Consider the following 8,289-nt stretch of genomic DNA (forward strand, 5'->3'; position numbering starts at 1 on the left):
AAAATGCTTCCTCTTTCTTGGAGAAATTTGTTATATTCATGGCAGTTACTGACTCTCATTTTTTGTGGCATATTTTTTCTTCAACAGTTAGATGGCTATTTATAATGAATTTTGTCAGTAACTGCCAGTTCTTTTCACTTGAGCGATGCAACAAAGCCCACTGGGATCCAGGAATTTTATTAAGTTGGTAAGCGTAAAAGTAGCCGTTTTATGTTAAAACACAACGTTCTTGATGAGATTACGGCAAGGCTGGATTCCAGACTGGAATGACATCGTTTACTATGTGCCATATTGCAATGTTTGTACAGTTGTGGAATGAATCACGGTATGACGTAGGGCTATGCTAGTATAGGTACATTATATGAAGAAGTACTAGCGTTGGGAATATTAGAAAAAAAATACTTACACTAAAAGAAACTTCAGTAGTAAATTCAAAAAGGAAGTTTAAACCCAGATGGTAAACCCATCATACCTGCAAGATCAGAAGTTGCATTCGCCATATCTTCTTCTGCTTTTTTAACGGCATCATTAAACGCTGCTGTTACTAAATCCTCTACTATATCTTTTTCCTCATTTCTCATAAGTTCTAAGTCTATGTTCACCTTTTTAGCTTTATAGCTACCTATTTTTATGACTTCCACTAATACAGAAACTTTGCCACCACCAGAAATACCTTGAAACTCTTTTCCAACATATTTTTCTTGAGCTTCTGCAAGCTTTTTTTGCATCTCTTGCGCTTGTTTCATTATTTGACTAAAATCCACAACTTACTCCTTATTTTCTATATTAACTACTTTTGCACCTTTAAACGTGTCAAGGATATCCTTAACTGCAGGTACATAATTTAAATTACTCACTTCCCTGTTTATATAACCTGTATCAACTGCAATAACCCACTCTTGCTGAGTCACCTGGTTTAAGTAATTTTTTAAATCATTGCAAAAATTACCATCCAACTTAGATACAGCTTTTAATTTTAAATATCCAGGTTTACAATCTATTAATTGTAGATTATTACACAGTTGTTTGTAAAGATAAATTTGGTTACTTCGCCTTAATAGTTGCAAAATCTTATCAAAATCGTAATTTTGTTGTTTATTTTCCACATGGATCCCAGTGTCACGCACTGGGATGACAGAGTGGGGTTGTTGTTTACTTTCCACATATTTTTTTGGATCCGAGTAGTCAGCTACTTGGATGACAGAGGGGGAAGGTGCAACAGGTCTGCCCTGTCTATTTCCTTGCTCTACATTCTGCGAAAGAACTTTTTTGATCACCTGTTCCGGAGAAGGCAGATCAGAAAGATAACAGAGGCTAATTAACATCATTTCAGCAGCAACATCGTTGCATGTTGAAGTTTTTATATCTTGAATACCTTTAAGCAACATCTTCCACAATCTCGAAAAAAATATTAAAGATCTCTTTATACTTAAATCTTTTATCCTATTCTTTTCATGCTCTGTAACTGCATTATCAATCTCTTTTGTAATCAAAAAACGGCATACTAACTGAATTGTTTGCAATAGACCTTCAAAAATACTAAGTGGGTTTGCTGTTTTTACCGCCTTGTCAAACACTGATAGAGCTTTCCGTAAATCACCTTCTAATATTGCCCCTAATAGATCGAATATAATATCTTTATCCACTAGGCCAAGTATGTCTGTCACATTTTTAGTGGATATTGCACCATCTTTGCTATATAGCACTGCTTGATTCATCAAAAACAAGGCGTTACGCATTGAATTTCCAGAGTGTCGTGCAATTAATTCTAATGCTCCCTTTTCAATGGAATAACTCTCTTTTTGTGCAACATCATTTAAACGTTCCACTATTTTAGCTACAGGAATGTTGTGTAAATCAAATCTTTGACAACGTGCAATAATAGTTATTGGTATCTTTTTTATTTCCGTAGTTGCTAAAATGAACTTTACACTAGATGGCGGCTCTTCTAGGGTTTTAAGTAATGCGTTAAATGCACTGCTAGATAGCATGTGTACTTCATCTATAATGTAGACTTTGAATTTAGAGCTTATAGGTGAATAGCAAATATCTCCCAGGATTACTTTAATATCGTCAATGCTAGTGTGACTTGCTGCATCGATTTCAATTACATCTGGATGGCTTGAATTTTTTATTGCTAGACAATTTTCACATGATCCGCAAGGTTCAAAAATTGGCCCCAGGGAACAATTCAAACATAAAGCTATTATCCTTGCAGTGGTGGTTTTACCAACTCCACTACTACCAGAGAGCAGTATAGATTGTGGGATTTTGTTTAAAATAAAAGCATTTTCTAATACACGCACTAATATATCTTGACCTACTAGATCTTTGAAGCTACTAGGACGATGTTTTAATGCTATATTCATAGCCTCGGATAAAACAAATAATGAAATAGGTATGCAACCCAAAAAGGTTCTGATATGGCTGCTTCATTTCTGATCTGACCAAATTACAGAGTTTTTGCCTGCATACCTTATAAAATATTATACTTTTTTTTTTATTTAGCAAGGTATATCCTATATTAGCTCTATAATTTGATATGTTAAATTTTTTACAGTGCTATTTTGAAGTAAACAAAAAGTTAGTTGTCATGCAAGTCACTACAAGATTGTCACTCCAATGTTTATTTATGTCATTTCAGCGCTTATTTATGTCATCCCAGTGCCTAGGCATACAGCTGTATGAATGTTGTGATATAAGAGCAATTTTTACCGAAAAGGATGTCATCCCAGTGCTTGACTACTTGGATCCAGAAAACTTAACTGTAAATGAGCGCACTAGGCAATTGTATAACAAGAACTGGATTCCAGTGTCAGCTACTTGCATGACACTACCTGCTACGCAAACTTCTGTGGACTACAAAGAAAGTTCGTACAGTTGTAGGTCAAGCCATAGAGTAACAAAAAAAGGATATTGGTATAACAAAAGAGGAACATTATGATTTTATATCATTTTCCTCTTTGTCCATTTTCACGAAAAGTTAGAGCTTTTCTAAAAGAAAAAAAATTAGGCTGTGATCTAGTGTATGAAAATCCGTGGGAAAAGCGGAATGAATTTATGGAGATCAATTCAACCGGGCAAGTACCAGTGTTAATAGATAATAACTTTGTAATAGCGGATAGTAATGCCATTTGTGAATATATAGAAGAGACTTACAATAGCGACGTCAAATTACTTGGTTCATCCACTATTATTAAGTCTAAAATACGCGCTCTAATCAATTGGTTCGATAACAAATTTTACAATGAAGTTACTAAGTATATTATGAATGAAAAAGTAATTACTAACCGCAGCCCTGACTCTAGATTTCTTCATGCAGCTCAGCATAACCTGCCTTGCCATATGGAATACATCGAACACTTAATTAACAAGAACGTTTGGCTTGCAACTGATAAGTTCACTTTAGCTGATATTACTTTAGCATCGCATATTTCCGTAATGGATTATGTAAGTAGTTTTCCATGGGAAAAAAGTAAAATTTTAAAAGAATGGTACTCCATTGTTAAATCAAAGCCTTGTTTTCGTGAGATATTATTAGAGAGGATTTCTGGTTTAATCCCTCCTAAACATTATGCTGACCTTGATTTTTAACTTATGTTAGCTTTAAAGCTACAGTCATTCCTTCATCAGTTGGAATCAATATAGAGAAATATTTTTTTTCATCTGATAATCTATTATTAAACTCCCTCATGGCATGCCATGATTTTTCTGATACTTCTTTTGGAGGCGATTCTAAAAATACTGTGTTAAACAGTAGAGTGTTATCTGCAACGATTAGCCCATCTTGTTTAATGTATGACTCTGCCCAATCTAAATACTTAGGATAACTACGTTTGTCAGCATCAATAAATATCATGTCAAATGGTGCTTTTGCTGATAATTCATTAATTTTTTCCAGTGCATCGCCTTCTATTAGAGTAATTTTATCACTTAGATTAAAAGCGCTAAAATTTTTTTTTGCTATTCTTGAGTGTTGAGGATTATTTTCTATTGTATATATATGACCGTCTTTTAGTAGAGCTTTTGCCATGCAAATCGACGAGTAACCGTATAACGTGCCAATCTCAACAATACTTTTGATTTTTTGGATTTTTATAAATAAACTTAATAGCTTTCCTTCTTCAGGGCCAATTTGAATATGTTGCTTTTTTTCAAGAATACAATATTCTTCTATTTTTTTATATTCTTTTGCAAATAGATTTCTTATGTATGACAATTTTATACTAAAATTATTACGCATATATTATAAATTAGGGAGACTTAATTCATACACAATTTATAAATATAATAATATAGTTTAAAATAATAAAAACATTTATTTTAAGTTATTATTTCATAGTATAAAATTTTAAGTGACAAAAATTATTATATATCGTACTATAGTTAACTAGTATAATAAACAGTCGATTATTATGCTAGAATTAAAGGGATTGTTTATGCGCATTTCTCTTTTTAAAATATAATTTTTATAATCAATTAGAGGGGGTTATATGTCTTATACTATTGCTGGTGAAGTTGAAACGTTAAACAAAAAATCTAACAAGAATGAAGGGGTTATGTTACTACATAATCCAGCTTATCGTGAACAGTATAAAGAACGTTTTGATGAAGCTCAGAGAAAAGTTATGGATATGGTTCAGTTTTATGATGGGACAATAGTATTAATAGAGAATAAAATCGCTATGTATTACTACACTTGGCACAGTAAAAAAAGAGAGTTTGAGCGTAAAAAACAACAAACAGTAGTGAAAAACAATGACTCAGCATAGAGTCTTTTATATGGTAAGCTACAGTGGTATTACTTCACTATAGCTTTTCCATATAATTTATCTATCACATTAGTGAAATATTTCAGCTCTTTATACCCTCCATGTTTAACTTTATTATGCTCTATATATGATTTATCATCGTTAAGCTTGATGAAAAATATTGGAGTGGCTGTGATACCAAGTTTATTAATTGCCAGTGATTTATCATTTACGATTTTATCCATTATTTTCTTATCATTAATGCATTGGTTAAATGCATCTTGCTTTAAGTTGCTTAGTGCAGCAATTCTTTGTAGTAAAGTCAAATCACTTAAATTGTAGTAATTCCACGAATCTATTGAGTTAAAAACAGCTTTGTTAAAATTAAAGTAGTCTTCTTGTTTTTCGTAGCAATGACTTAGCATTGCAGCCTTTAGCCCTCTGTAATCCAAAGGAAAATGACGAAATATATATAACATCTTACCTGTGTCTATATATTTCTCTTTAATTTTAGGAAAAACATTCCTATGAAAAAGAGAGCAGTGATAACAAGTTAATGAAGCATATTCTATCATTAGAATTGGTGCTTTTGGATCTCCTAATAATTTATCATTAGGTAATGGCGATAATAGCTCATTTGATGTTATTTCATTGGGTTTTTTTTGAATGTATTGGTTATCGGATAAATCTTGCTTAACAACTGCATAAGAATTAACACTTATGAAAATTAATAAAAACAATAGTCTAAAAATCATTACAATATAAACACTTAACTTACTAAAAAAAATTATACATTTATATTAATAATGTCAAGATAACTTTTGTTTAGCAAGGCTTTCAGCCCTATCTTTAAATGCAGCAATTATTTTACTTTGTGTATACTTACATACTGAGTTTAATAAAGTGGAAAATGAGTTGGACTTAAACTTAAACTCTATATAAAACTTTACCATAGTTTTATTTTCATCTATGGGAATGAATTGCCATTCATTGTATAGATGTTTAAATATTCCATTTGATGATACAGCTTTTATCCAACCTTCATTTGTTCCACTTGGAGAAAGAGAAGTAACTTCTGATGTATATCTACCTTTAATTCCATGAAAAGCTGCGAGGAGATCCACAACCATTTGGTTGTTAATTTTTTCTTTTATATAAACGGCTTTGCACCAAGGAACAAAATCAGGATACCTTTCAACATCAATTACAATTTGGAATACTTCATTAGGCAAACATAGGAAGGTACCTTGTTCTCTGTATTGATGAAGCATAAATTTAGTACCAATCAAAAAAGGATCCGTATCTACCGTCAGCCTTAGTAGATTCCTGAGACCTGAAGTTAAGGTGGGCATCGCATATTAGTTTCCACGAAACCAGCAGAGGCAATTCCCCTCTCTAGAAATTATCGCTCGGGAAATTTAACTTAACTCACAACGTATAGCACAGACCCCTACTTGAATTATAGATGATTTACACAGGGCATGTCTATAGGTATATTAAAGTCAGCGATTATTATTTAATCTTTATTAAATTTTGCATTTTAAGTATTATAGTTTATCTTATGAACATTACTAAAGTTTTAATCATTATTGTTTTTATTGTAATTTCTTCAAGTGCTTATACTAATTGTACAGATCACAAAATTTTTGTGCATACTATGAAGCAACAAGTGGATGGTATATCTACAAAAGGAAATAGAAAAAACCTAGAGCATGTACACGAAAAGCTTCAGGAGGTCATTCAGAATAATGTTAACCTCAAAGGAATATCGCAATTCGTTATAGGGAAACATTGGGCTTTAGTTAAACAAAAAGAAAAAGAAGATTTTTTAAGAGAGTATGAAGTGTATCTTACGCGTTTGTGCGTTAAAATTTTATATAAATACATGCATGATAGTGAAATGATCATAATGAGTACAAAAGCAGTTGACGATGAAACTTGCTTAATTGGCACAAGATTTTCTTACGGTGATGAAGAATTTACAAATATTGATTTTAAAGTTACTAAAAATAACAGTTCTTTCTTGATAAGTGATGTTGTAATGAGTGGAATAAGTATTGCTATTAATCAACGTTCTCAATTTAGTGAAAAAATCGATACGCATGGCATAGCAAGTGTGATAGATGAATTAAAATGTAACAATAATCTATGATATATATGCCTCATTGGCCTAAGCCACTTGGTAGCAGGCCGAATGATTTTTCTCTTGATCGCATAAAAAGCTTTCTTAGTAAACTAGATAATCCCGAGAAAAAAGTGCCTCCCGTAATTCATATAGCTGGAACTAATGGGAAAGGCTCAACACTAGCATTTATAAGATATATAATGCAAGCAGCAGGGTATAAGGTACACGCATACACTTCTCCACATTTAGTGAGTTTTAATGAGAGGATAGTGATAGCCGGCAGCTATATCGACGATAATGAATTATATAGCTTATTAGAAGAATGTCGTGCAGTAATTGCAGAACAACCTATCACTCTGTTTGAAGCTGCAACTATTGCAGCTTTTTTAGCTTTTTCTCGTCATAAAGCCGATATAACTTTAGTTGAAGTGGGTATGGGTGGAAGGCTTGATGCAACAAATGTTATAGATAATCCGATTTTAACAATAATTACTTCCATTGCACTTGATCATACGGAATATCTTGGCCCTACTGTAGAAATTATAGCAGGTGAAAAGGCTGGAATAATGAAACCTAATGTTCCTTGCGTAATAGCACCGCAAGAAAAATCTATAGTGAACACGCTAGAACACCACGCAATAAATAAGAAATCTCCCTTGTATAGAGGAGGTCTTGAATGGAATTGCAAAAAAAAGAACAACAAAATGGCTTTTCAATCAGCTATTCAATCAATAGAATTTCCTTTGCCATCTTTAAAGGGTGATCATCAGGTGATTAATGCAGGCAATGCTATTGCAGCATGTAGTATTTTAAGTGGAAAGTATGAATTTGATATTGGAGAAGAGGATATCACTTCAGGTTTACAGTGCACTTATTGGCCTGCACGGCTAGAGTCTATAAAAGAAGGTAATTTAATTTTCCTACTACCGAAAGATTGGCAATTATTTTTAGATGGTGCACACAATAATGATGGTGCTAGAGTACTATCTCAGTGGGTAAAAGATAATTTTGCTGAAGGTATTTATATGGTTTTTGGTGTTACTAGTAACAGAAATGTGGAAGAGTTCTTAGAGCACTTAAAGCCATATATCAAGCTACTATGTGCGGTTTGTGTTAAGTCTGAACCTAAAGCAACAAATACAAATTTGATTAGGGAAAAAGCCAATAACATAGGAATAAAAGCAGTTGAATGTGAATCAATTGGCGATGCAATATCAAATCACATATTAAAAGCCTCTACCCAAAACGTCAAAACCATACTAATCTGTGGCTCATTGTTCCTAGCCAGAGACTTCGCTATGGAGAATAGCTAACTTTGATGATATTATAGCACTTCTCATAATAGTCCAAAAAAGGTAAGATATGGATTTATAGTAGTGATGGTAAGCATGCCAGCAGCATATAGTTATGACT

10 protein-coding genes, 2 other RNA genes and 1 pseudogene are annotated in these 8,289 nt (G+C 32.7%); 6 read left to right on the forward strand and 7 right to left on the reverse strand.

Going from position 1 to position 8,289, the window contains the following annotated elements; genetic code table 11:
- A partial coding sequence (locus OZD66_RS05790) for a hypothetical protein (RefSeq protein WP_275022498.1) occupies window positions 1–191 on the forward strand: 191 nt, incomplete at its 5' end.
- Window positions 192–431: 240 nt separating this feature from the next.
- Here the strand turns inward: OZD66_RS05790 and OZD66_RS05795 are convergent.
- The 3 genes from OZD66_RS05795 to ffs form a co-directional block, all read right to left on the reverse strand.
- Window positions 432–764, reverse strand: a complete 333-nt coding sequence (locus OZD66_RS05795; protein WP_010963017.1) for a YbaB/EbfC family nucleoid-associated protein — start codon at window positions 762–764, stop codon at window positions 432–434.
- A 3-nt stretch (window positions 765–767) separates the two neighbouring features.
- The gene (gene dnaX / locus OZD66_RS05800; RefSeq protein WP_182367184.1) at window positions 768–2,369 is read right to left on the reverse strand and encodes a DNA polymerase III subunit gamma/tau; all 1,602 of its coding nucleotides are present in this window, start codon (window positions 2,367–2,369) and stop codon (window positions 768–770) included.
- 15 nt (window positions 2,370–2,384) lie between these two features.
- Window positions 2,385–2,484, reverse strand: an RNA gene (gene ffs, locus OZD66_RS05805) — signal recognition particle sRNA small type.
- Window positions 2,485–2,716: 232 nt separating this feature from the next.
- Between ffs and OZD66_RS05810 the strand changes: the two are divergent.
- Window positions 2,717–2,833 (forward strand): annotated as a pseudogene (locus tag OZD66_RS05810) (WPE palindromic element domain-containing protein); the annotation flags it as partial.
- Between the two features lie 107 nt (window positions 2,834–2,940).
- Window positions 2,941–3,594 (forward strand): glutathione S-transferase family protein, encoded by a 654-nt coding sequence (locus OZD66_RS05815; RefSeq protein WP_182367188.1) that lies wholly within the window; start codon window positions 2,941–2,943, stop codon window positions 3,592–3,594.
- A gap of 1 nt (window position 3,595) precedes the next feature.
- Here the strand turns inward: OZD66_RS05815 and OZD66_RS05820 are convergent, their stop codons facing one another.
- The gene (locus OZD66_RS05820; RefSeq protein ID WP_182367190.1) at window positions 3,596–4,243 is read right to left on the reverse strand and encodes an O-methyltransferase; all 648 of its coding nucleotides are present in this window, start codon (window positions 4,241–4,243) and stop codon (window positions 3,596–3,598) included.
- A 250-nt stretch (window positions 4,244–4,493) separates the two neighbouring features.
- Here OZD66_RS05820 and OZD66_RS05825 point away from each other — a divergent pair, with 250 nt between their 5' ends.
- The gene (locus tag OZD66_RS05825; protein WP_182367193.1) at window positions 4,494–4,772 is read left to right on the forward strand and encodes a DUF2671 domain-containing protein; all 279 of its coding nucleotides are present in this window, start codon (window positions 4,494–4,496) and stop codon (window positions 4,770–4,772) included.
- 29 nt (window positions 4,773–4,801) lie between these two features.
- On the opposite strand, the gene OZD66_RS05830 is transcribed toward OZD66_RS05825, so the two are convergent.
- From OZD66_RS05830 to ssrS, 3 genes are all read right to left on the reverse strand, one after another.
- A complete protein-coding gene (locus OZD66_RS05830; RefSeq protein WP_038199341.1) occupies window positions 4,802–5,506 on the reverse strand; it encodes a DsbA family protein in 705 nt (234 codons plus the stop codon).
- A gap of 54 nt (window positions 5,507–5,560) precedes the next feature.
- The gene (locus OZD66_RS05835) at window positions 5,561–6,022 is read right to left on the reverse strand and encodes a type II toxin-antitoxin system RatA family toxin (protein WP_182367196.1); all 462 of its coding nucleotides are present in this window, start codon (window positions 6,020–6,022) and stop codon (window positions 5,561–5,563) included.
- A gap of 19 nt (window positions 6,023–6,041) precedes the next feature.
- Window positions 6,042–6,203, reverse strand: a non-coding RNA gene (gene ssrS / locus OZD66_RS05840) — 6S RNA.
- Between the two features lie 109 nt (window positions 6,204–6,312).
- Between ssrS and OZD66_RS05845 the strand changes: the two genes are divergently transcribed.
- A complete protein-coding gene (locus OZD66_RS05845; RefSeq protein WP_182367199.1) occupies window positions 6,313–6,903 on the forward strand; it encodes an MlaC/ttg2D family ABC transporter substrate-binding protein in 591 nt (196 codons plus the stop codon).
- Complete coding sequence (locus tag OZD66_RS05850) at window positions 6,900–8,189, forward strand: bifunctional folylpolyglutamate synthase/dihydrofolate synthase (protein WP_182367202.1); 1,290 nt, start codon at window positions 6,900–6,902, stop codon at window positions 8,187–8,189. Before OZD66_RS05845 ends, OZD66_RS05850 begins: the two co-directional genes overlap by 4 nt.
- Window positions 8,190–8,289: the final 100 nt, after the last annotated feature.

Origin of the sequence: Wolbachia endosymbiont of Drosophila baimaii (assembly GCF_028982185.1) — a bacterium.
Taxonomy (GTDB): Bacteria; Pseudomonadota; Alphaproteobacteria; order Rickettsiales; family Anaplasmataceae; genus Wolbachia; species Wolbachia pipientis.

What these genes read in the sequence shown, in the direction of transcription:
- dnaX (WP_182367184.1), bottom strand. Translation starts at nt 2,369, where the DNA reads ATGAATATAGCATTAAAACATCGTCCTAGTAGCTTCAAAGATCTAGTA.
- OZD66_RS05815 (WP_182367188.1), top strand. Translation starts at nt 2,941, where the DNA reads ATGATTTTATATCATTTTCCTCTTTGTCCATTTTCACGAAAAGTTAGA.
- OZD66_RS05820 (WP_182367190.1), bottom strand. Translation starts at nt 4,243, where the DNA reads ATGCGTAATAATTTTAGTATAAAATTGTCATACATAAGAAATCTATTT.
- OZD66_RS05825 (WP_182367193.1), top strand. Translation starts at nt 4,494, where the DNA reads ATGTCTTATACTATTGCTGGTGAAGTTGAAACGTTAAACAAAAAATCT.
- OZD66_RS05830 (WP_038199341.1), bottom strand. Translation starts at nt 5,506, where the DNA reads ATGATTTTTAGACTATTGTTTTTATTAATTTTCATAAGTGTTAATTCT.
- OZD66_RS05835 (WP_182367196.1), bottom strand. Translation starts at nt 6,022, where the DNA reads ATGCTTCATCAATACAGAGAACAAGGTACCTTCCTATGTTTGCCTAAT.
- OZD66_RS05845 (WP_182367199.1), top strand. Translation starts at nt 6,313, where the DNA reads ATGAACATTACTAAAGTTTTAATCATTATTGTTTTTATTGTAATTTCT.
- OZD66_RS05850 (WP_182367202.1), top strand. Translation starts at nt 6,900, where the DNA reads ATGATATATATGCCTCATTGGCCTAAGCCACTTGGTAGCAGGCCGAAT.